The organism is Paraburkholderia sp. C35, assembly GCF_003121405.1.
GTDB lineage: Bacteria > Pseudomonadota > Gammaproteobacteria > Burkholderiales > Burkholderiaceae > Paraburkholderia.
In genome coordinates, this window is the sequence record NZ_QBUY01000022.1 from 56226 (window position 1) to 79764 (window position 23539).

The following is a 23539-nucleotide window of genomic DNA, read 5'->3' on the forward strand; positions in this document are numbered from 1 at the left end:
TTTTTCATGTCCCGCTTAAGCGGTCATCACGAATGCCGCCGCTTTCGCACCACCAGCCACCGCGGCACCTTGAACCTCACAATACTCACATACAGCCACACATACGTCGCCGCAAAAACCACCACGAAACAAAACAGATGCACCGTATGCCGCCAGAACAGCGTCGCGGGAACCACGGCAATCAGGCATAGCAGCCACAGATACGGCGACGTCAGCGAATTACGCCGCGTGAGCTCCCGCGCAGTCCTTGCACCCACGGCCCAGCGCATCAACCGCTTGTACACGAGCATATGCAGATGCACGCCGTCTGGAATGCCTGGCGACATCCCGCGAATAAACTTCTTCCGGTAGATCGAGAAACACGTCTCGAAGATCGGATACATGAAAAGCAGCACGGGATACCACGCCGACACATCGCGATTGCGCATCACGAGCATGATCGACAGCTCGCCGAGCATGAAGCCGATGAAATACGCGCCGCCGTCGCCGAGAAAGATCAGGCCAGCGGGGAAGTTCCAGATGAAGAAGCCCATCACCGCGCCCATCATGATCAGCGACGCCGACAGCACGATCGGGTCATGCACCTGGAACGCGACATACGCGAGCGACGCGAACATCATGAACGCGACCATCGATGCAAGGCCGTTGAAACCGTCGATGATATTGATCGCGTTGGCCAGCGCCGCGACGGCCAACACCGTCACCGCGCAGGAAATAGCGGCATATGACAGCAGAAAATCGAGCGGCGGCACGCTGATGCGCGTGACAGCGATACCCATCACGAAGTAAGCGAGCGCCGCCGCGATCATCGTGCAGATCAGCCGTGCAAGCGGCGACACTTTTTTCGTCAGATCTTCGATCAGACCCGATGCAAACGCAGGCAAGCCGCAAGCAACCACACCGAGAATCCCCGCCGAAACGGCCGGATACGCGCCATACAGCTGGATCGCCGATACGATCAGGCCAACCAGAATCCCAGTTCCGCCGATACGCGGCACGGGCCGCGCGTGGAATTTCTGCACGCCCGCCAGATCGTTGTCCGCAAACGTTTCATGCAGATGCGCATACCGCACGATCACGAGTGTGATCAGCAAGGAAACTATGAAACCGAGCGCGAAACTAAGCATGAAGGTCGGACCACAAAAGGCAAACGAAGGATTATACAAATGAAACGCAGCGCGCCCGGACGGGTTGACGGCGCCGTCGCGGCGCGCACAGAAGTTTTCGCCGATAATGCCCAGCATGCTTGAGCAGGACTTGCCGAAGATGCGCACCACACTTGTTGCATGCCTGAGCGCCGCGCTGTTCGCGTTGCCGCTCACGGAAGCGAAAGCGGCTGCTGCCGTGGCCGCCGCCGCACAACCGCTTGCCCCCATCTCCATGACGGGTGTCTCCGACACGGGCGACACAGTCGAATTGCGCTTCGACGCGTTGCCGTCGAAGTCCGGCACGCTCACCATCAAGGGCGACCGGTCGAATTCCCCTGCAAAATCCTTTCCGGTTTCCTACGAACTCGAGCCCGTCGCAAAGAACGCGCTCGAAAGTCCGATCGTCAGGATTACGTTCGACAATCATCAGAAGATGACGATCGCTTGCGATCCGCTGTCGGATAACTGTCATGCCGATGGGTACCCGACGGTCGGCGGCACCAGCTTCTCTATCCTCTGGCATATCACACGCGCCGACACGAAGACCGCGCAGGCCAGAACGCACGCTTCGCCGTAGTGCGCGTGCGTGTCCCGCGAGGGCGAGCGCCGTCCGTCCCACATGCTGCGTCATGGATAGTCCCTATGTAGCGCGTCCTTAACGTTGCCGTTAGCCATCGATGGGGCTGCCATCCCGGCTGGCCGACTGCACGTCACGGACACTCATGCTCAACAACATCACCATCCGGCAAGGACTGACGCTCGTCATCGGCATCTTCGCGGCATTTCTCCTGATCGTGATCGGCGTCGGCTGGGGCGCGCTGAAATTCACCAACGATGGCTTGCAGAACGTGCAGCAGTCGTCGTCGTCGATGAACGCGCTGACGTCGAGCTCGGAGAAGCTGCTGCAGGTGCGGCTCTCGCTGGGCAGCTACGAGACGCTCTTTAGCGTCGGCAAGGACACGGATGGGCTGCTCGCCGCCGCGCACAAGGTGCTGGAATCGTCGAATGCAGATTTCCGTGCGTACATGGCCGGACCGTTCGGCAGCGACGAAGAGGGCAAGCTCGCGCAAACCGTGGCGCAGGCGCGCGCCGCGCTCGTCGATCAGGCAATCGAGCCGGAGCACAAGGCCCTCGTCGACAACGACTTCAACACCTTCCGCACGATCCAGGGCGAGACGGCGGACCGCTTCTACCGCGTCTACGCAAAGGCGATCGACGCGCTCAAGCGTGCACAGCACGACAACCAGCAACGCGCGGCAGATCAGTTGAGCCGGCGCTTCATGATCTCGACGGCGTTGTTCATCGCGATCGGCGTGGCGGCTGTCGTGGTCGGCGCGATGGCGCGCGCGGGTCTCGCGGCGGCAGTCGTGAAGCCGGTCAACCAGACCATCCGCCACTTCCGCAGCATGGCCGAAGGCGATCTGACCACGGCGGTCAAGGTGCGCTCGCGTAACGAAATGGGCCAGTTGCTGCAGGCGCTGTCGCAGATGCGCGATGGTCTGGTCGACACGGTATCGAAGGTGCGCGGCAGCACGCATTCGATCACGCTCGGCGCAAACGAGATCGCCGCAGGCAACGCGGACCTGTCGAGCCGCACCGAGCAGCAGGCCGCTGCGCTTCAGGAAACGGCGGCGAGCATGGAAGAACTGTCGGCGCCCGTCAAGCAGAACACCGACAACGCGAAGCTCGCGAGCCGTCTCGCGCAAGGCGCACTCGATACTGTCGTGCGCGGCAGCGACGTGGTCACGCGTGTCACGGAAACGATGGATGGCATCACCACGTCGTCGCGCAAGGTCGGTGAGATTATCGGCATCATCGAGGGCATCGCGTTCCAGACCAACATCCTCGCGCTGAATGCGGCCGTCGAGGCGGCGCGTGCAGGCGAGCAGGGACGTGGCTTTGCAGTCGTGGCTTCCGAAGTGCGCGCGCTCGCGCAGCGCTCGGGCGCAGCGGCAAAGGAAATCCGCGAACTGATCGGCGATTCGACGGCGCAGGTCGCGCAGGGCGCGTCGCTGGTCGCCGACGCGCGCAAGACCATGGAAGAGGCAATGAACTCCGTGCAGCGCGTGACGGGCATCATGTCGGAGATCGAAGGCGCCGCGCACGAGCAGAGCGACGGCATCGAACAGATAAACAAGGCAATCGGCCAGATCGACGAAGTGACTCAGCAGAACGCGGCACTCGTCGAGCAGGCTGCGGCGGCGGCGAAGACGCTTGAAGCTCAGGCGGTGGTGCTGCGCGAGGCGGTGGCTGTGTTCCGTCTTGAGGTCACCGCCAGCGTCGCGTAAGAGTCACCACGCCTACACTAAACGCCAAACCGCGCGATATCGCCGTCTCAAGGTGGTCGCCTCATTGCACTTCAATGATTTCGGGTGGTGCTTTACCCGGATTCTCTAGCCGGCGCGAGTGTCGAGAGGGATGCAGGTAGCGCGCTTCTCGGTCGCCAGAGATGTCTCGTCGAGGTGGGGGATACATGAGTTGCCTTTGCGACGAAAACGCATCTGCAACGAGCCCCCGTTGCCTCATGATGAAGCACGGGGATTTTATCCACCCCCCCTGATTGACTTTGGCGGCAGCGTTTGTCCGCTCTCGTGCTAAGAGCCGCCGATTCTCGTATCAGCGTACCCGACTGCTGCGCGCCCAGATTGACGATGACGCACTTGACCTGCATGCGCGCGCCTTGAGCTACGCTTTCACAGGAACCCCGCGGACGCACGACGCGTCGATGTCGCTCATATCGAGCAGTAGGTTGCCCGGATTCTTTAGCCAGCATAGCGTGCTTGGCGGACTATAAGTCGACGCCACGCGCACGCCGCGCGCAAGCTCAATCCGTTTGCGCGCAACCAGCGGTCACTGCCAGCTGATCTTGTACAGGACTTGCCCTTCCAACGCATGGCCAGTCGCGGCCCACCCGTCTTTCCAGACGTCATAAGGCGAGTAGAACGACTTCACCTCTGTCTTCTTGAGACCGCTGCGATCACACAGATTCAGCGACTGCGCGAATCCACGGCACTCGTCGCTCGCGGACTCAGGCGCATCCATTGGCAGCACGACCCACTGAATACCATTTTTTTGCAGGTAGTCCGCGGCGCGTCCAGCAAACAAATAAGGCACAAACGCCGGATCCACCAAACCGCCGAGGTCCGCAACCTTTCTGCCGCTGTAGAAGCCGATTCCGCCGATGTCGAACGCCGCCACCACCTGATCATTCGGCACATTCGCGGCCAGCCACTTTCCCATCCGGACATGGGTATCGTTGACGTGCTGAATCCCATCGTCGGTGATTGCCGACCACTCAAACAACGTGCCGGATGCAAGCGCGAATAGAGCCAGGATGGTCGCGAAGCTGTAACGCCGACTCCACCTCGCAGACCACTTGAAGCGCAACGAAATTATTCGGCCAATTTCAAGCAGACCGGACGCCATCAACGGGAACACGAACAGCAGCACCATCGCGTGATACCGCATGCCGGTGCCGATCGCCGGAAAGAGGAGGAAATACACGCCAAGGTAAGCCACTGCCAGCACGATTAGGAACAGCGTGTGATACGCGCGAACCCGTAGTAAGCGCCCGATGCCAAACACCGTCAGCAGCGCGAAGACCATTGACAACCCAAGGCGCAACGCGTTGCTGAGCGTGCCTTCCTCAAAATTGACAAAGCTTCCAGTTATCTGGAACAGGCACGAACGGATGAAGTGCAGGATGATGATCGGCTTGAGCGTCGCCGTGTCACGAAAATACAGCCATTTTCTGCCGCTCACCGTGACTGGCAGGAAAGAGTGAGAGGTCAGATAATTATCAAGCATGACAAACATAATCGCTACGACGCAGGGCACGACAATACCGACCAGCGGCCGCCAGCGCCTCGTGGCGAGATACCCGCCTACCAGGAATATGGGGAGGAGCGCCGCCGCTTCTGGACGGGTAGCGATCGCTCCTGCGAAACACAGCCCGCACATCACTGTATGCGGCACACCCGCAAACGTGCTGCGGGAGAACAGGAAATGCGCGGCTAGAAAGAGGCACGCAATGAGTAGCAAATGCTCCATGCCGGTTGCGATCAGCCAGACGAAATTCCCATACAGCACGGGCAACGACACCAGCGCGACGCACTCGAGTGTCGGCAGCTTGTCGCGCCGCGCAGTCCAATACAGAACAACGAGTATCAGTGCCAGAAACAGCGAGTTAAGGATCAGCAGATAGAGCGGATGGTTGAGCGACGGAAACACCAGATAATTGATCGAGATAATCCACGGCCAGATTGCGCTCGAGGAGCCAGACGAGGCAACGCCGGGAATGAAGCCGGGAATGCCGAATTCAGCCGCATGTTGTCCAACCACCTGATGGATCCACGAATCATCGAGTGGGAATCCGTTATTCTTCAACACCGGCCAGCCGATTATCGCAACGGCGATAATAAAGCACGCAATCGGAATGAAAATGGCTAGACCATCAGCGTGTCCATCCTCGCGGATGGCGCTACCGTTAGCATTCTGCATGGCATCTCATTGCGAAGGGTCGTTGATGCGACAACAACGGCAGAATTGATTCGTCACTCAGCTTGGACCGCGACAACATTTACCAGCCTAACAAGGCCAGAGTCGCCGTCTGTGCGGCAGCGCACGTTAGCTCCGGCACCGCTCCCCGCGAAGCGCCGCGGCGCCTGCGCCCTCAGCCTGCGCACTGGCACGACTCTGCACAAGCCACCAACTATTTATCGAATTAGCGTTTGGACGCGGCAGAACCCGGCACTCGTCGAGCAGGCGGCACTCGCTGCGAAGACCCTTGGCGCAGGCTCGGGTGTTACGCGGGGCAATCGCCGTGTTCCGCCTCGAAGCTGCCGCGAGCGTTGCCTGAGACTCAGCTACCCACACGCCCATACTGATCGTCAAACCGCACGATATCGTCTTCGCCGAGATAACTGCCCGATTGCACCTCGATCAGTTCGAGCGGCGTCTTGCCCGGATTCTCCAGCCGGTGCAACGTGCCGAGCGGGATATACGTCGACTGGTTCTCCGTCAGCAGGAACGTCTCCTCGCCGCGCGTCACGCGCGCGGTGCCGCGCACGACGATCCAGTGCTCCGCGCGATGATGATGCATCTGCAGCGATAGCCGCCCACCCGGTTTCACGATGATGCGCTTCACCTGGAAACGCTCGCCGTGATCGATCGAGTCATAGCAGCCCCATGGCCGCTCGACCTTCCGATGCACTTTCGCTTCCGTGTTCTTTGCCTCTTTCAGGCGCGTCACGATCGCCTTGACGTCCTGCACGCGATCTTTGGCGGCAACGAGCACGGCGTCTGCCGTCTCGACCACCACGACACCTGTCACGCCGACACATGCCACCAGCCGGCCTTCCGAGTGCGCATAAGTATCGCTTGCGCCTTCGAGTAGCACGCGGCCACGCGAGACATTGCCTGCCGTGTCTTTCTTGCTGACATCCCATACGGCGTCCCACGCGCCGACATCGGACCAGCCCGCCGTCAGCGGCACGATGATGCCCATCAGCTTCGGATCGTCGCCGATACGCTCCATCACCGCGTAATCGATCGAGTCGTTCGGGCAGGCCGCAAACGCGGCGCGGTCGATCTGCAACGCGCCGTCGCTCGTGACGCTCGCCCGCTCATGCGACGCCCGGCATGCAGCCGCAATGTCCGGCCGGCAGGCCGTGATCGCCGCGAGCCACACCGACGCGCGCATCACGAAGATGCCGCTGTTCCACCAGTACTCGCCCGACGCGACGTATTGTTCCGCCGTTTCCTGCGCGGGCTTTTCGACGAAGCGTTCGATGCTGCGCGCGCCGCGTCCATCGGCGGGCAGTCCTGTCTTGATGTAGCCGTAGCCGGTTTCCGCGCGCTCGGGCGGCACGCCGAGCGTGACGATTGCGTCGCGCAGCGCGTGCTGGATTGCCTGCTGCAATGTCGAGACGAACGCGGCGTCGTCGGCGATCAGATGATCGGCGGGCATCACGACGAGAATGGGATCTTCGCCATGACGGGCATCTGCGAGCGCTGTCAGTGCGGCAATCGTCAGCGCGGGCGCTGTGTTACGCGGCGACGGTTCCAGCACGACGCGCGATTCGCATGCGCAACGCTCAAGCCGTTCCTTCGTCGGCAATCGCAGTTCTTCGCTGCAGACCACGAGCGTCGGCTGTGTCCTGACGACATGCGGTGCGGGATGTTCGTGAGTCGGTGCGCGCAAGCCCAGCGTTCGCCGCAGCGTGGCTTCGAGCAGCGACTCCTCGCTCGTCAGTCCGATCAGCTGTTTCGGGCATTGTTCGCGAGACAGCGGCCACAGACGCGTGCCGGAGCCGCCCGCCAGTACGACAGGCTGAATGACGCAGGCTAGCTGGGTCTCGTGATCAAGAATTTCCTGGGCGGCTGCTTCTGCAATGACGTTCATCGTGTCTCCCATGACGCCGGGCCAGGGTAAATGACACGGTGCCGTTGTGTCTGCTCATTCAATCAAACGTCACGCGGGATTTCTGTGCGTCGGGGCACAAAAAGCAGTGAGGGCTCCCGTTGAGGCTGTGGCAGTGAAGCGCCGACGAACGGCAGTGTGCTCGTGGCCTTGGGCGGCTCGGTGACCGAAGCAAATATCTGTGTGAAGCGGCTCGCGCCATGCAGCGCGATGAGCGTCAAAGCGGGGAACGCGAGGGAGAATGCCCGCAGCTCGTCGCGATATCCGAACGGGATGAAAAGCACCACCAACGGCCACAGCGCGGCGTGAAGATAATGTCGATATCGCGTGCCTGAAAAACGCCAGGCAGCATGAAAGAAGATCGCGAGTGGAACGATGATCAGCGGATTCTGGATGCTTGGGGTGGGCACGCTTCTGCTAATGAGATTCCAGAAGCTGAGATATGTTTTTGGATCAATCCAGAAACGCACGTTCTCCATCAGGTGAAATTCCACGGTGCCGCCAATATTGCCGTCGTAGCCGGTGGTGATCAGATGGCGAGTGACGAGACAGCAGGCAAATTGCGCAGCGAGCCATCCGACGCGTGTTCGCAGTGATACGTCGCGTTCGTGCAGAAAGAAAAGCGCGAGTGGGGCGAGGAAGAAGGTTTCCTTGTTGAACGAAAACAGCGCAATGCAGAGTGTGCATGCGAGCATCTGTCGCCGTAACAGGAAGAAACACGCGGCGAAAAGACCTGCCAGTTCCAGAAAGTCGTAGTAGAACGCGCTCTCCTGAAACGTCAACGGATAAAAGAGGCTGAATGCCACCACGAATGTGAGCGCCTGTCCAAAGGTCAATGCATGCGTGCGCGCAAGAAGATAGATCAACCAGAGCGCACAGATCGTGGCCGCGACTACCGTAAAGTAGGTGATGTAATAGGTAATCGCAACAACGGGTGTCCAGTACCTGGCGGGCAAGCGGCTGAAGTACTGGCTTCGGATCGCGTCATGCTGCGTGACCTGCGCATAGAGCTTCGCCTGAAGGTCAGGTGGGAGCTTGTTCACAACCCATCTCACGCTCATCGGGAAAGACGCTCTGTAGACGAAAGGCTTTCTCGCCGTACCATCCATCATCTCAGGCAACGTGATGTGGTAGTTGGCACTGTTTTGATCCTCGTGGAAACCCCATTTCAGAAGTACGCTATTCGTGATGTTTCCCGTGCAAATGAGCAGCGTCACGAGCACGATAGAGAATCGGCAAAACGCCAGAACCCAATACCTGCCGATATTTTTCATGGAGCGGTCCTTACTTTTGCTGGCTACACGCTGCGTTACGGCTGAAGGCGCGGCGGGCCATAAACATCTTCCGCTCAGGCGCGCAATGACTACGCCTCGCTCATGTTCGACTCAAACCGCGTCGGGTCAGGAACGGCAGGTTCGTGGCGCGCCACTTCTGGCCAGAGGGGGTTTCGAACAGCAGATAAATTACGGTTAGCGACACGATGCCCGTCATCGGTTGATATAGCCGCACCTCGTCGAGCACGCCAAAGATGAAAATGCTCAGCGTATAGAGCGTCATCGTGATGCCGATCGCGAGAAGGTTTCTTGCCTTCTCGCGATATCCCACGTATGTACACACGAGAAACACCAGCACGAGCATCGTGTAGATAAGCGAGATGTCATATCCCTTGCTTCCAACGAGTAACACTTTCCCGTTATGGAGGTAGTGAAAATGATTTTCGAATTTCGCGTGCAGCGTATCCGCGCCCACGCCAGGCAGCATCGAAGCCTTGAAGAGTGTTTTTCTGAGTACCTCGGTGATCGCAACGCCAACGGCAATCAGAGCACCACCCCACGTCACCGAGCGAACGTCCATACGTTGACCCAGTGCGATTGGCGAGGCGCCCTTAAGGATCAAAAACAGCCCGATGAAAGTGCAGGATTCGCGGCTCAGTACAGAAGCGATAAAAAGAACAACGAACGGAACAACACCTTCGCTTCTGATCGCAAGCAGAAAGAGCAGCGTGAGCATCACCGATTCGGTGAAGTCCCACGGATAGCTGAAATAGTGCGTGCAATACACCCACAACGCGGACGAGGCGACGAGCGCTGCTGCAGTGAGGCTGACTTTCCGGGTCAGCGCGTACGCGCAAATGCATAAAATGAAATTTTCGAGCGTCAGGAATACTTTCGCGAATTCGTTATAGGGATTCGGCGAGATGTGCCTGAACAGATCCAGCAGATAGGGAGTCAAAAGGCGGTTCTGGAAGGCCCGCCAGTGCGGCGTTCCGCTCAACACGCCGTCCGAGGCGCCGAGCAGTTCATCCATGTTCGACGCATGCTCTCTCGCCCAGAACAGATATTCGACGCATGTGCAAAGCACGATAAACAGAAGCAGTGTCGCAATGCCAGACGGAGATATTGCGTTTCTTGCTTGAGTTGTCGGATCCATTTTTTTTCAGGCCTGAAGAGAATTGATCAAAGCCAGTGGGCAGGCGGAACTTCTCTTGACGCGCATCCGGTGCTAACTTTCATGGACATGAAAGTCACAAAAGAGGCAAGGGGTGCCTCAACACCCCGTTCGCATCATCAGATCGCCAGTACCATGAACACACCGCACAATCCGATGACAGAACAACTCACGCGGTCCTTGAACGTGAAGACAATCGGGTCATCGTTCATCTGTCCGCGAAACGCGAGCATCCAGATACGGCTTACCCAATATAGCGTCAGTCCAAACACGGCCCACAGCATCTTCGGATGGTGGTAAAGCAGCTTGAATTCCGGTGAATTCAGGTAAAGCGCGAGCACGAGTACAGCGAGATACCCGGCCGCAGTGCCGTAGGAACGCAGGATCGACATGTCCTGCGTAATGTAGCCGCGCCCGGCAGCTTCCGTTTTGCCCTGCTGCAGCATCGCCTCGAGTTCGACATAGCGCTTGAGCATCGCGAGGCTCAGGAAAATCGGCACGCTAAAAAGAATCAGCCAGTAAGACAGCGGAATGTTGTTGCATTCGCCGCCAGCAATGACGCGCACTGTGTAGAGGCTGGCCAGCGTGAACACATCGATGAGCGCGATCCGCTTGAGCACGAACGAATAGGCGACGGTGGCAGCCATATACGCGATGAGCACCGCGCCGAACTGCCAGGGCAGCAGGGCAGCAAGCCCGAGCCCGGCACCGAGCAGCACAATCGTCAGCACGATCCCCAGAGAAAGCGGCAGCTTGCCCGACGCGAATGGACGGCTGTGCTTGCGCGGGTGGCGGCGATCGGCATCCAGGTCGAGCATGTCGTTGAGCAGATAGACGGATGACGCGCACAGGCTGAACGACGCAAACGCGATGCAGGCCGCGAGCACCGCCTGCAGATCCTCGAAGCGATGCCCGAGAAGAAGCGGCACGAAGATCAGACAGTTCTTGACCCACTGATGCACGCGCATTTCCTTGAGCATGAGCGGAATCAGTCGGCGTTTCTCTTCGAAGAAGACGATTTCCGTGTTGACCTTGCGCGCGATGTTGGCGATGTGCTGGTTGCCAACCACGATTGCGCGGCGTGCGCGCTGCCATACGGGGACGTCTGCACGTGCATCGCCGCAGTAGTCGAAGCCGTGTTCGCCGAACTGCTCGACGAGGGCTGCAGCCTTGTTTTCGCCATGCAGGTTCAGGCTCGCATTGCTTGCGAGCACGCCGCTGAACATGCCGAAGTGCGCCGCCACCTGGCTGGCGAATCGCTGGTTAGCTGCCGTGCACAGATAGAGCGGCCGGCCGGCCGAACGCTCTTCGCGCAAATAGTCGACGAGTCGGCCGTTATAAGGCAGTACACCCACATCGAGTGTCACGCGCTGCGCGATCTGCTCCTTCAGATAAGCCTTGCCGCGCAGCAGCCAGAACAGGCAGAGGAATATCGAAAGTGGCTGCTGTTTAAGCAGCACGAAGAAGCTTTCGAACAGGAAATCAGCTCGTGTGAGCGTGCCGTCCAGGTCCACACACAGCGGAATTGCGGGATCTGACATATCGATACCTTATTGCGCTTGTTCGGGGGGGATTGGCAGCAGACGCGCTATGCCGGATTGAGCGTAGAAGGTTAGGGCATCGATATGCGTCGATATGTACGCCAGCGTACGAGCCGATTTGAAATGCATAAGGATCGTCTGAATCGAAAGGGCGAGCCTGGCCGATGCGGCTTATAACGGCTCGCTCTCAACAGAAGCAGGAGATATTCGATGCAGACAGGTACGCCGCGCGATCACGCAAAAACGAAGCGTTTGTCGAGCTGGTACTTTGCGATATAGCCGAGCGTAAGGCCGAATGCGCCACCCGCAAGGCGTGCTGTTTCCGACTGGAAGATCGCCTGAGCAGCAAATTCCGTGGCCCAGAAGATGGCGGTGGTGGCGAGCCCCATTGCGACGTATCGCAAGAAGGTATGGACACCGTGGGTGACGCTGCGGTGTTCGTAGCGAAAGATCCAGCTCTTGTCGAGCACGTACTTGACGACGAGTCCCACGCCCGTGCCGATGCACACGGCGATGGGAATCGATAATGGCCCGCTATACAGCTGCCAGGCGATCTTCTGGCTACCCAGATTCGCCGCCATCGAGATCAGCGCGAACAGCGCATACCACGTGACGAGCGCGGTGCGGCTTTCGACGATCGCGTTCACAACGAAACCCGCTTGAACACGAAGCGCGGCAGCGAGCGGATAACGAGCATGATCGCGCTCCAGAACCATGGCGTATAGACGAGATCCTTGCCCTGCGCGATGGCGCGCACGATGTCTTTACTCACCTGCTCCGGCGTCGCGACAAGCGCTTTGGGCAAGGCAAGGCCTGCTGTCATGGGCGTATCGACGAAGCCGGGCTTGATCGTGAGCACATGTACCCCCGCTTTGAAGAGCCGCGCGCGCAAGCCCTCGCAGAAGGTCGTGACGGCAGCCTTGGCCGCGCCGTAGACATAGTTCGACGCCCGCCCGCGATCGCCCGCCACGGACGAGATCACGGCAATGGTGCCGCTACGCTGCGCCTCCAGCAGGCTGGCGAGGCGTGTGAGCAACGCAATCGTGGAGAGCGCGTTGGTCGAGAATTCGTGCAGGGCCGCATCCACGTCGCGCTCGCACAGCGCCTGGTCAGCCAGTGTGCCGTGTGCGATGAGCACGACGTCGATCGAACCGAGGGCCGTGCGGCACGCATCGAGCATGGCGGCGTGTTGCGTGTAGTCATTCAGGTCGAGCACGTGCGTATGCACGTCCTGGCTTCCGCGCACGCGCAAATCCTGTGCGATGGTGTCCAGCCGTGCGGCATGACGACCAGCCAGGAACAGGCGATCGCCGTCGGCAGCCCAGTGCCGCGCGCAGGCGGCGGCGATGGCGGACGAGCCGCCAATGACAAGAATGTTCGTCATGATTGAGTCGTCCGGTTCCAGAAGCGCGACATGCGCGCGGGATCGCGATGCCGCTCGAGTTCCTGCCATGCGGGGTAAGCCGCCCGGAAATGCTCTCCGCTCATGTGTGCATCTTTCGCGGGATACTGACGGCCGCCCGCTTCGGCCACGATCGAATCGAGCCGGGCGAAGAGGTCGAGGTTGCGCTTTGCGTTCTGCGGGAAGTCGAGGGCAAGCGAGACGCCTTCCATCGGAAACGAGAGCAGACCAGGTGAGGGCAGAGAGCCGCAACGCTTGAGCACCGCGAGAAATGAGCCGCTGCCGTGCGTGGCGATCGTGTCGAGGATCGCGCGCAGCGCGTCGCGCGCGTTTGCTGTCGGCACCCCACATTGATGCTGCTGGAAACCGCGCCGCCCATAGATGCGATTCCAGTTGAGGATATTGTCGAGCGGATAGAAGAAGCTGGCCGGGCTCATGCGAGCGAGTTCGATGCCGGGCTTCTGGCGCTGGTAATAGAGTGCGTTGAATGCGCGTACGGTGGTTCGGCTGACGGGCGAGAACGGCGGCACGAACGGCACACTGCGGGCGCGTTTCGTCGAGACGGAGAAGTCGCCGTCGTCGGCATGATCGCCGCATGTGTAGATGCCGCGTCCCAGCGCCGCGCCGCGCGCGAGGCAATCCACCCATGCCACGCCGTATTCGTGCTTGGCCTCGAGATCGTGCGAGAGGTCGAGGAATTCGTCGAGGTTCGCGTAGCGTATGCGCGTGACGGCAAGGTGGGCCGAGCGTACGGGCATGAGTTGAAGCTCGACCCATTCGATCACGCCCGTCAGGCCAAGTCCGCCGATCGTCGCACGAAACAGCGCGGCTTCTTCAATGGGCGAACATTCGGTGGCGGGGCGGTCCGAACGCAGCAGCGAAAAGCGGCGCACGTGGCGCCCGAACGTACCGCGTACGTGGTGGTTCTTGCCGTGCACGTCGTTGGCGACGGCGCCACCCAGTGTCGCGAACTGTGTCCCCGGCGTGACGGGCAGCATCCAGCCACGCGGCAACGCGACGTCGAGCAGCTCACCGAGCGTCATGCCCGCTTCGGCGCGCACGACGCCGTTGGTCCAGTCCGCGCTCATGAAGCGCGCGAGGCCGCGCATCGGCAGCACCTGGCCGGTATCCGCGAGGCAACTGTCACCGTAGCTGCGACCATTGCCGAACGCGAGCGTCGTGCCACGGCGCACATGGGCGTCGGCGAGACGCGTCTGGATCGCATCACGCCACGCCAGCGGTTCGCCCGACTGGTGCGCATAGGGGTATCGTCCCCACGATTGCAGCTTTGAGGCGTTCATGTATGACGAGACCATTTGGAATGTCTCGCAATGTCGCAGAAGATCGCGCCGCGGACAGTGGGCCACACCACACACAGTTCGAAGCGCCGCCAGGCATTAGACGACCAGAACGAACGATCGGAAAAAAGAAATCCCGGGCACGCCGATCGTGCCCGGGATCATGGAGGAAGGAACTGTCTGCTGCTGCCGTGTCGTGTCTTGTCGGCAGGTGCGAAACAGAAGGCGGGGGAGTCGGCGCGATGACGCGTATCCCCCAAGGACTGACGGTGTTATTCGAATCCGCGCGGATTCTGCGCCTGCCAGCGCCAGTGATCTGCACACATGCGCTCGATACCGTATTGCGCCTTCCAGCCGATCACATCAAGCGCCTTGGCGGGCGCAGCAAAGCACTGCGCAACGTCACCCGGACGGCGTGCCACGATCTCATACGGCACCGGCTTGCCCGACGCTTTCTCGAAGGCTTTCACGACATCGATCACGCTATAGCCCTGGCCCGTGCCGAGATTGACGACAAAGCTCGCATCGCGCTTGACGAGTGCGTCGAGTGCCGCGATATGCCCGCGCGCCAGATCGACCACGTGAATGTAATCGCGCACGCCCGTGCCATCCGGCGTGTCGTAATCGCCGCCAAACACACGCAGCTTTTCCAGCTTGCCGACGGCCACTTGCGCGACATACGGCATCAGGTTGTTCGGCACGCCGCCGGGATCTTCGCCGATCAGGCCGCTTTCATGCGCGCCCACCGGGTTGAAGTAGCGCAGCGTCGCGATGCGCCACGATGCGTCGGACAGTTCGAGATCGCGCAGGATCTGCTCGGCGATCAGCTTGCTCTGGCCATACGGGTTGGTGGCCGACAGCGGGAACGACTCGTCGATGGGCGAGCTTTTCGGCACGCCATACACGGTCGCCGACGAACTGAACACGAACTGCTTCACATTGCGCGCGCGCATCACGTCCAGCAGCACGAGCAGGCTGTCCATGTTGTTGCGGTAGTATTCGAGCGGCTTCGCCACCGATTCGCCCACGGCCTTCAGCGCCGCGAAGTGAATTGCGCCCGTGACCGGATGCTTGTCGAAAATCGTGTTGAGGACGGCTTCGTCGCGCACGTCCGCTTCGTAGAATGCGACCTTCTTGCCCGTGATCTTCTCGACACGCGCGATCGATTCGCGCTTGCTGTTCACGAGATTGTCGATCACGACCACGTCGTAATCGCTGTTGAGCAGTTCCACGCACGTGTGCGAACCGATAAAGCCTGCACCGCCCGTTACCAGAATCGTGCCCTTCGTGGTCATGCTGAGCTCCCTTTAGAGTGATGTGCCCGTCAGTTGCTGAATCAGGGCTTTATACCGTTCTACGACATCGCGTTCGTCAAATTCCTGCGCGACTTTCTCACGGCCGCGCTCGCCCATCGCCTGACGCCCGGCGTCGCTCATATCGAGCATCTGGGCGAGCTTCGCGGCCAGACTCCCTACACTACGCGCCTCGCATAACAGGCCGTTGACACCGTCAGCCACGACTTCGCGGCAGCCCGGCACGTTCGTCGCGACGATGGGCCGTCCCATCGCCGATGCTTCCATCAGCGTGCGCGGCACGCCTTCGCGATACGAGGGCAGCACGACGCAATCGGCGGCGGCGATGTGCGGGCGCACGTCATGCGCCTCGCCGAGGTAGTCGATCACGCCTTCGCGCACCCATGCATCGACTTCCGCCTGCGAAATCGCACTCGGATTGTCGACGCCGACGGGGCCGAGCAACTGAAAACGCGCATCAGGATAGGTCACGCGCAATTGCCGTGCGGCCTCGACGTATTCGCCCACGCCTTTATCCCACAACAGACGGCCGATTAATACAAAAGAAAATGCAGACTGCTTATTTTCCTGGTTGTTTTCCAGCGTATTTGCATGCCGCTTTTGCGGTGTGAAAGCAAACTGTTCGAGGTCGACGCCTTCTCCATGCAGCAGCCGCGCCCGCTCAGGATGCGCCAGCAGATTCTGGTCACGGAATGCCGCTTCATCGTCCTTATTCAAAAACCATATTTCACGCGGAAAGCGGAATGCAAAACGGTACAGCAGCTTGGCGATTTGCGCTGCACGGCTCTTCTGAATAAAAACATAGCCGAGACCTGTCGTTACGGCAACTGAATCGACACCCGCCAGTTTCGCTGCAATCGTGCCGTAGATGTTCGGCTTGATCGTGTAATGGAACACGACGTGCGGCCGGATCGAGCGATAGAGGCGGTAGAGCGACCACATCGTACGCAGATCGTCGCGCGGATTGGTGCCTTTCGATGCGACATGCAACGCGATGCAACGGCAACCCATCTGTTCGAGCAGCGGGGTCGTGCGGTCGCGCGGCGCGAGCACCGTGACTTCGACGCCGCGCGCGACCAGCGTGCGTATCAGCCCTTGCCGGTACGTGTAGATCGCAAACGAGGGGTTGCAGACGAGCGTGATACGTAGCGCGCTAGCGGAATCGATGGGTTGCTTCATGCGTGCGATGCAGGTTGGATCGGTCGGGTCTTAAAGGCTTGCGCGCGGCGCATAGAGCCGCTTTTTCAGGCGCTGAAGCGTTTTATACGGCGTGACGAAATGCAGCAGCTTCTTCGCGAGGCCGACCCAGTCATAAGGATTCAGTGCATTGAAATAGCGCAGTTGCAGGCGTAGCGTCGAGACAATCTGCCGTCGACGTTTCGTTGCGCTGATGCCGCCTTCATTCAACTCGTAGTAGAGGCCGAGATCGGGCAGGTTCGCGCAGTCGTATCGCTGCATCAGGCGCAGGAACAAATCGAGATCTTCTGCCGCCTTGTACGCTTCACGATAGTTGCCGACGGCAAGCACGGCATCGACACGCAGCATCATCGACGGATGCACGAAGCACGCGCGCATGAAACGCACGCGGCGAATGGCATCCGGCTCGGCAGGAGGTGTGAGCATGAAAAGCGGCTGGCCGTCACGCGATACCACTTGCGTCCACATGCCCAGACCCGCCACCCGTGGATGCGCTTCGAGATATGCACGCTGTCGCGCAAGACGCTGCGGCACCGTCAGATCGCCCGCGTCGATGCGCGCCGCGTAACGAAAGCCACGCGCCGCGAGCGCTTCAACGCCCGCTTGCAACGCGCGTTCGATACCGCCATTTTGCGGCATGCGCAGCACGTCGATCGACATGTTCGGCAGATCGGGCGCGACGATGGGCGGCGTGCTGCCGTCATCGACGATCAGCACATGGATGCGCGCCGCTTCGCTGAACGACGCCAGCGTGCGATCGACGTCGGCCTGGCCGTTATAGGCGGGCATCAGCACGGCGACGTCGTCGAGCGTGGCGGCCACGGGCGGCGTGAATGAAGAGGACGTCATGGACGCAGCTTGTAACGGATGTAATAAAAATTCACGGACGCCGCAGCCAGATAACCGACGGCCAGCCCGATCAGCGCGCCGTAGGCGCCAAAGCGCGGAATCGCCAGCAGATTGACGATGCAGGCGACCGCGAGCGCAAGCAGCCATTTCGACAGCAACACGAATTTCGCCTGATACTTCAGCACCACCAGATTGCCGATCGCCTCGATGCCTGCCGGCACGGACAGCCACACGGCCCAGCGGAAAATCTCGATGGCTTCTTCGAAGTCCGGGCCGCACACGCGCCGGATGATGAAACCCGCCAGCAGATCCAGCACGAATGCGCCGGCGATCATCAGCACCGCCGTCATCGCCGTAAGGCGCCACATGTTGCGGCGCAGTTGCGCGGCGTTCTGCACGCGGTAGACGAAGGCGGGCGCGAGCGTTTGCGCCAGCATCAGGGCGAGCGTGATCCAGTTTTCGTTGAGCTGTTGCGCGGCGGAATAGCGGCCAAGATCGGCGAATGAAATGGCGCGTTCCAGCATCAGGCGATCGAGCTTGAGGAACAGATACATGCAGATCAACCCGAGCCAGAACACCGTGCCCGCCGTCGCGAAGTGGCGGAACAGCGCACGATCCAGCCGCCAGCCGAGCTTGCCGCCATGCCGTTGCATGTAATAGATCACCAGCACCGCGCCGATCACCGCCGATTCGAGCGCCCACAGCCAGCCGAAGCGCGACGGCGCCGCCGCCATGCGCACCAGCAGCCAGACCAGCACGGCCTTGGCGATGGCCGTGGTCATACTGGTGAGCAGCTGCGGCTTGCTGTAGGTCATGCTTTGCAGCCACGCGTTGATCACGCCGACGAACGGCTCGCGGAACAGCATGGTGACGGCCAGCCCCGCCAGCATCGCGCCGACGACGGGATCGGTGACGCCCGCAGCGATGCCCGCCCAGGTCAGCAACAAAGCGACGGCGGAGACAGAGATACGTAGCGCGAAGGCGCTGCCAAGCACCGTGCCAAGCTGTTCCCGCGGCCGATGAACGATGGTCGGCACGAGAATTTCCGCGCCGCACACCCATGTAATCGGCGACAGTACGAGCAAAAGGGTATTGGCGTACTGCCATTTGCCGAACAGGTCGGGGCCGAAGTAGCGCGCCAGCACACCGCTGATCGCAATGGCCACGCCGATCTGCGTCAGACGCTCCAGGCCAAGCCAGACAAGGTTGGCGACAGCGCGGGTGACGTCGGGATTCGCGAAACGCTTAAGCGCGGGCATCCGCATGGCGACCGTGGGTTGTCAGCGGGCACGGGAGGTGCATGCATTCTGTAAATTGTCGTGTCCAGCCGGGAAAACGGCGCGGCAACTTTGTGAGCCAGAGGCGTCTAAGCATTAGAATGGCGCCAGTAAGGCGACGCTGAAAAGCGCAATTATAAGTTGTATCCGGACCGCTTCCGGCAAGGCACAGTACCGTGACCACACTGTGTCAACCCAATTCTCCATTGCACGTAAGTGAGCCAATCCATGATCTCGCAATCCATATTCAAGGCATATGACATCCGCGGAGTGATCGGCAAGACGCTCGACGCCGAAACCGCGCGTTCGATCGGCCGCGCCTTCGGTAGCGAAGTGCGCGCGCAGGGCGGCGATGCTGTCGTCGTCGCGCGTGACGGCCGGCTTTCTGGTCCCGAACTGATCCAGGCGCTCTCCGATGGCCTGCGCGCAGCGGGTGTCGACGTGGTCAACGTCGGCATGGTGCCGACACCCGTCGGCTATTTCGCGGCCAGCGTGCCGCTCAAGCTCGACGGCGGCGAACGCCGCGTCGATTCCTGCATCGTCGTGACGGGCAGCCACAATCCGCCCGACTACAACGGCTTCAAGATGGTGCTGCGCGGCGCGGCCATCTACGGCGAGCAGATCCAGGGCCTGTACAAGCGCATCACCGAAAACCGCTTCGAAAGCGGCAACGGCACGTATCAGGACTACGACATCGCCGACGCGTACCTCGATCGCATCACGAGCGACATCAAGCCCGCGCGTCCGATGAAGCTGGTCATCGATACGGGCAACGGCGTGGCGGGCGGTCTGGCGCCGCGTCTGTTCAAGGCGCTCGGTTGCGAACTGGTCGAACTGTTCACGGAAATCGACGGCAACTTCCCGAATCACCACCCGGATCCGGCGCACCCGGAGAACCTGCAGGACGTGATCCGCGCGCTGAAGGAAACGGACGCCGAGCTCGGCTTCGCGTTCGATGGCGACGGCGACCGTCTGGGTGTGGTCACGAAAGATGGCCAGATCATTTATCCCGACCGTCAGCTAATGCTGTTCGCCGAAGAAGTGCTGTCGCGCAACAAGGGCGCGCAGATCATTTACGACGTGAAGTGCACGCGCAATCTGGCGACGTGGGTGAAGGAGAAGGGCGGCGAGCCGCTGATGTGGAAGACGGGTCACTCGCTGGTGAAGGCGAAGCTGCGCGAAACCGGCGCGCCGCTCGCAGGCGAGATGAGCGGCCACGTGTTCTTCAAGGACCGCTGGTATGGGTTCGATGATGGTCTCTATACGGGTGCGCGGCTGCTGGAGATCCTTGCGCGCGTGGCCGATCCGAGCGCGGTGCTCAATGCGTTGCCGAATTCGCATTCGACGCCGGAATTGCAGTTGAAGCTGCAGGAAGGCGAGAACTTCGAACTGATCGCCCGGCTGCAGAAAAGTGCGACCTTTCCTGATGCAGATCAGGTCGTCACGATTGACGGCTTGCGCGTCGAGTACCCGGATGGGTTTGGCCTGGCGCGTTCTTCGAACACGACGCCCGTCGTGGTCATGCGGTTCGAGGCCGACAATGACGCCGCGTTGAAGCGGATTCAGGAGGATTTCCGTCGTGTGATTCTGGCGGAGAAGGCGGACGCTGCGCTGCCGTTCTAAGGTTTGTTTGTAAGCGACGCTTGTTGGGGTGGTTCTGTTTTATCGCTGGCGTTCGCGATATGACTACCCCTACACGCGTCGCCACGTGATTACCGTCACAGGAATGCGCATGTGCGCATTCCAATCCTCACCTCACACGAATAGACGCCTCTTCACCCGCAGGCGCACTCACGACGCGCCGTTTGACGTCGATCAGACGCCGGATCGCACGATGCAACGGCTTGTCGACATAGCGATACACGAGGCAACCCACCGCTGAAGCCACCACAACAGTAATCAGTATTCCTACTGTCGAGCGCACGTCGAAACCGTGCACGACTTTTGGAATCAGCTTGCGCATTGCCTCGACTACAAACGGATGACTGAGATACGTCGCGTAACTCGCATCGCCGAGATACAGCAATGCGCGCGTGAGCGCGTTGTCTGCCACGAGGCTTTCGAGACTCAGCGTGCTGATCAGCAGCAGTGAAGTCGGCACGCCATTTCCCAGCACGGGCGAGACACCCGGCCAGATCCATTCGATACAGGTCATCAGCGCATACATCGCGACGGCCCCTGGTGCTGCTATTGCAACGGGAATACGCAGCCCCGCGTTCCACGCGAACCATACAGCGAAGCCTAACGGGAATTCGAGCAGGCGACTGTAGGAAAGGAATACGACGATCGCCCGGTCTGAATGCGCGAGCGTCGCGGCCACGAACAGCGCGACGAGCAGCAGCGTGATCGCCACGAACACATGTGTGGCGTGTCGCCGGAACCGCCACAGTGCCAGCGCCGAAGCCGCGTAGAACAGCATCTCGTAGTTCAGCGTCCATCCGACGAATAGCATCGGAAAGATGTTGCCGCTCTCTTTCCTGTATGGAATGAAGAATAGCGACTTCAGCAGTTCATGAATGTCGGCCGTGGTCGAATTGAAAAGATCTGGCCTGAGCAGCGCACCGAAGAACACCAGCAAGGTCGCGAGCCAATAGAGCGGCACGATTCGTACGACACGGCTGACGACGAATTCGCGCACGCTGGTCGTGCCCGCTTCGAGCGCGAGTGCAATCACAAAGCCACTCAGTACGAAGAACACGTCGACGCGGAATTCGCCGAAGGCTCTGCCACCCTGTATCAGGACGTGGTGCACGATGACGGTCGTCGCTGTCACTGCGCGAAGGATTCTTATTGAATTCAGCCTGCGCATTGCTCACCCACTGATGAGTAAACATACCTGGCTGTGCGCCAGATGTCAGAAGGTACGCGACAGGGTCGCAGCGTTCGCGACACTCGTCGGGCGTGCCATGTTCTTTACGGTGTTCGTGATGAGGTCGTATATTGCTGCTCCCGGACGGCCCCGTCGGGAGAAGCGCCTGCGCACGAATCGCTCGTGAAATGCGGATGCGCGATAGTTTCATCGCTATGACCGGACTCTTGAATTGCAGACGACGGTGTTCTACCCGAAGCGTCTGCCATTGAGAGTAATCTTTACCTGCAGACGCAACTGTTAGGCAGCGAACAGTCGCTTGACGGAAGCGCCGGCATCGCTGGAAATGCAGTGCTTGCAGGCAGATCGTTCCTCACACAACTAATCAGATCATTGCCGGACGGCACCCTAAAGATGGCTGACAGATGATCGACAACTGGCCGACATATAGGCCAAAAATTTCCACCTGCATGCAGTCATGCATCTGCACAGCCAGCTTCACAGCAAGGCGAACAGTGACTGTCTCGCGAAGATGCAATGTTCGCATTTCGCAGCTTCCAGAAAGGATCATCGCGACGGGCAATACGAATTGCCTACTGCGCAGACAACGTTGTCAGCACATTGACAGTACGGGCAGTCTTCCCTCGATGCAGGTCCGTGAACGCGAGCAATACGAATTCCGCTTCACCTTCACGCATGCCCGCAGCAAGCCACCATCAAAGAGCCCCGAAACACAGAATCCGCTCGCCTTACACGGAGCGCGCTAAAATTGCGACCTTTCCACCGCACCGCCACGCCGTTCCCACGGCGCCACCATTCTTGAGCGCGCAAAAGATCCTGATCGTGAGAGTGTCGTCGCTAGGCGACGTCGTTCACAACATGCCGGTGATCGCCGACATCCGTCGCCGTCACCCCGATGCACAGATCGACTGGCTCGTCGAAGAGAGCTTCGTCAAGCTGGTCGAACTCGTCGACGGCGTGCGGCGCGCGATTCCCGTGTCGCTGAGGCGCTGGCGCAAGCGCATCCTCTCCGTCGATAACTGGCGTGAAATCGGCGCGTTCCGCCGCGCACTGGCCGCCGAAAACTACGATCTCGTGATCGACTGCCAGGGCCTCATCAAGACCGCCTGGGTCGCGAAAATGGCGCGCGGGCCGCTAGTCGGCCTCGGCAACCGCACGGACGGGGCTGGCTACGAATGGCCCGTGCGCTTTTTCTACGACCGGCGCGTGCCGATTCCGCCGCGCACGCACGTCGTCGAGCGCACGCGGCAACTGGTCGCGGCCGCGCTCGGCGACCCCGCGCCGCAACCTACCGACGACATCGACTTCGGTCTCGACACGCGTCGCGCCGCCTTGGCGCTCTCGGAAGCGCAACTGAATCTTCCCGTGCCTTACGTGGTGTTCGTCCACGCCACGTCCCGCGCCGACAAGCAATGGCCCGATGCCGCGTGGATCGAACTGGGCCAGGCGCTGGTGCGGCGCGGTGCGTCGATCGTGCTGCCGTGGGGCAGCGACGCCGAGCGCGTGACCAGCGAGCGCCTCGCCAAAGAGTTCGGCGCCGCCGCCATCGTGCCGCCGAAGCTGTCGCTGCCCGCCGTGGTCGGCCTGATCGAAGGCGCGGCAGCAACCGTCGGAGTTGATACAGGTCTGGTTCACATCGCAGCCGCGCTGAAACGCCCGACGGTCGAGTTGTACAATTTCGCCACTTCATGGCGCACGGGCGGCTACTGGTCGCCGAACGTCGTGAATCTCGGCACGGCAGGGCAGCCGCCCACGCTGCAACAGGTCAAATCCGCGCTTGAAGGGTTCGGCCTGTTGTGATGCGTCGCAGATGTC

The 23539-nt window shown here is 60.6% G+C and carries 18 protein-coding genes; 4 read left to right on the plus strand and 14 right to left on the minus strand.

The annotated features are described in order from the left end of the window. Nucleotides 1–26 precede the first annotated feature (26 nt). Nucleotides 27–1127 carry a glycosyltransferase gene (locus DK391_RS16050; RefSeq protein ID WP_109478955.1) on the minus strand — a complete coding sequence of 367 codons (1101 nt, stop codon included), beginning with the start codon at nt 1125–1127 and terminating at the stop codon, nt 27–29. 139 nt (nt 1128–1266) lie between these two features. Here DK391_RS16050 and DK391_RS16055 point away from each other — a divergent pair, with 139 nt between their 5' ends. Beyond that, nucleotides 1267–1725: a hypothetical protein gene (locus DK391_RS16055; RefSeq protein ID WP_239482848.1), complete on the plus strand. Its 459-nt coding sequence runs from the start codon at nt 1267–1269 to the stop codon at nt 1723–1725. Between the two features lie 145 nt (nt 1726–1870). Beyond that, nucleotides 1871–3436 carry a methyl-accepting chemotaxis protein gene (locus DK391_RS16060; protein WP_109478956.1) on the plus strand — a complete coding sequence of 522 codons (1566 nt, stop codon included), beginning with the start codon at nt 1871–1873 and terminating at the stop codon, nt 3434–3436. 562 nt (nt 3437–3998) lie between these two features. On the opposite strand, the gene DK391_RS16065 is transcribed toward DK391_RS16060, so the two are convergent. The 12 genes from DK391_RS16065 to DK391_RS16120 form a co-directional block, all read right to left on the minus strand. Then, nucleotides 3999–5648 carry a hypothetical protein gene (locus DK391_RS16065; RefSeq protein ID WP_109478957.1) on the minus strand — a complete coding sequence of 550 codons (1650 nt, stop codon included), beginning with the start codon at nt 5646–5648 and terminating at the stop codon, nt 3999–4001. A gap of 361 nt (nt 5649–6009) precedes the next feature. Then, a complete protein-coding gene (locus DK391_RS16070) occupies nt 6010–7551 on the minus strand; it encodes a mannose-1-phosphate guanylyltransferase/mannose-6-phosphate isomerase (RefSeq protein WP_109478988.1) in 1542 nt (513 codons plus the stop codon). Between the two features lie 62 nt (nt 7552–7613). Further along, nucleotides 7614–8843, minus strand: a complete 1230-nt coding sequence (locus tag DK391_RS16075) for a hypothetical protein (protein WP_109478958.1) — start codon at nt 8841–8843, stop codon at nt 7614–7616. 100 nt (nt 8844–8943) lie between these two features. Next, nucleotides 8944–9876 (minus strand): hypothetical protein, encoded by a 933-nt coding sequence (locus tag DK391_RS16080; RefSeq protein ID WP_109478959.1) that lies wholly within the window; start codon nt 9874–9876, stop codon nt 8944–8946. Nucleotides 9877–10136: 260 nt separating this feature from the next. After that, nucleotides 10137–11558 (minus strand): UbiA family prenyltransferase, encoded by a 1422-nt coding sequence (locus tag DK391_RS16085; RefSeq protein ID WP_109478960.1) that lies wholly within the window; start codon nt 11556–11558, stop codon nt 10137–10139. A gap of 233 nt (nt 11559–11791) precedes the next feature. Further along, a complete protein-coding gene (locus DK391_RS16090; protein WP_109478961.1) occupies nt 11792–12205 on the minus strand; it encodes a GtrA family protein in 414 nt (137 codons plus the stop codon). Next, complete coding sequence (locus DK391_RS16095) at nt 12202–12942, minus strand: SDR family oxidoreductase (protein ID WP_109478962.1); 741 nt, start codon at nt 12940–12942, stop codon at nt 12202–12204. The genes DK391_RS16090 and DK391_RS16095 overlap by 4 nt, the downstream gene beginning before the upstream one ends. Next, nucleotides 12939–14261 (minus strand): FAD-binding oxidoreductase, encoded by a 1323-nt coding sequence (locus tag DK391_RS16100; protein ID WP_109478963.1) that lies wholly within the window; start codon nt 14259–14261, stop codon nt 12939–12941. Before DK391_RS16100 ends, DK391_RS16095 begins: the two co-directional genes overlap by 4 nt. 269 nt (nt 14262–14530) lie before the next feature. Next, the gene (gene galE, locus DK391_RS16105) at nt 14531–15553 is read right to left on the minus strand and encodes a UDP-glucose 4-epimerase GalE (RefSeq protein ID WP_109478964.1); all 1023 of its coding nucleotides are present in this window, start codon (nt 15551–15553) and stop codon (nt 14531–14533) included. Nucleotides 15554–15565: 12 nt separating this feature from the next. After that, the gene (locus tag DK391_RS16110) at nt 15566–16750 is read right to left on the minus strand and encodes a glycosyltransferase family 4 protein (RefSeq protein WP_109478965.1); all 1185 of its coding nucleotides are present in this window, start codon (nt 16748–16750) and stop codon (nt 15566–15568) included. 30 nt (nt 16751–16780) lie between these two features. Beyond that, complete coding sequence (locus tag DK391_RS16115; protein WP_109478966.1) at nt 16781–17617, minus strand: glycosyltransferase; 837 nt, start codon at nt 17615–17617, stop codon at nt 16781–16783. Continuing rightward, entirely contained in the window at nt 17614–18876 is a 1263-nt protein-coding gene (locus DK391_RS16120; RefSeq protein WP_109478989.1) for an oligosaccharide flippase family protein, read from the minus strand. The genes DK391_RS16115 and DK391_RS16120 overlap by 4 nt, the downstream gene beginning before the upstream one ends. A 246-nt stretch (nt 18877–19122) precedes the next feature. Between DK391_RS16120 and DK391_RS16125 the strand changes: the two genes are divergently transcribed. Further along, nucleotides 19123–20517, plus strand: a complete 1395-nt coding sequence (locus DK391_RS16125; RefSeq protein ID WP_109478967.1) for a phosphomannomutase/phosphoglucomutase — start codon at nt 19123–19125, stop codon at nt 20515–20517. A gap of 127 nt (nt 20518–20644) precedes the next feature. Here DK391_RS16125 and DK391_RS16130 read toward each other — a convergent pair whose 3' ends face one another. After that, a complete protein-coding gene (locus DK391_RS16130; protein WP_109478968.1) occupies nt 20645–21703 on the minus strand; it encodes an acyltransferase in 1059 nt (352 codons plus the stop codon). An 819-nt stretch (nt 21704–22522) separates the two neighbouring features. On the opposite strand from DK391_RS16130, the gene waaC reads away from it, so the two are divergent. Next, nucleotides 22523–23524, plus strand: coding sequence for a lipopolysaccharide heptosyltransferase I (waaC, locus tag DK391_RS16135; protein WP_109478969.1), 1002 nt, complete (start codon nt 22523–22525; stop codon nt 23522–23524). The last annotated feature ends 15 nt before the right edge of the window (nt 23525–23539 follow it).